1 protein-coding gene is annotated in these 232 nt (G+C 72.8%); it reads left to right on the top strand.

Annotated features, from left to right (window positions below; translation table 11 throughout):
* The coding region (locus ACQG3P_RS24900) for a hypothetical protein (protein ID WP_426806538.1) at positions 1-232 on the top strand (232 nt) is incomplete at both ends.

Genomic DNA, 232 nt, shown 5'->3' with positions numbered 1-232 from the left:
TGGTCCAAGGATCGCGCCGACGCGGAAAAGGAACATGTAGCCGCGCGCGTCAACCAGGCCCGCGACAACTGGGGCTTGGTGGGCGAGGAGCGCCCCACCTCCCAGCGCCAGCGCCGGGATGCGCGCGTGGCCGCGGACCTGCCCGACCTGCGGCGGGTCGGCCCGGACGGCGTAGTGGGGCGCTTGTTCTGGCACTCCGTCAGCGCCAACAGCCAGGGCAAACCGCCGGTCG

It is taken from the genome of Stenotrophomonas sp. SrG (assembly GCF_050031795.1).
Lineage (GTDB): Bacteria > Pseudomonadota > Gammaproteobacteria > Xanthomonadales > Xanthomonadaceae > Stenotrophomonas > Stenotrophomonas rhizophila_A.
The sequence above is the reverse complement of the archived record's forward strand: the minus strand, read 5'-3'. Positions and strand labels throughout refer to the sequence as shown.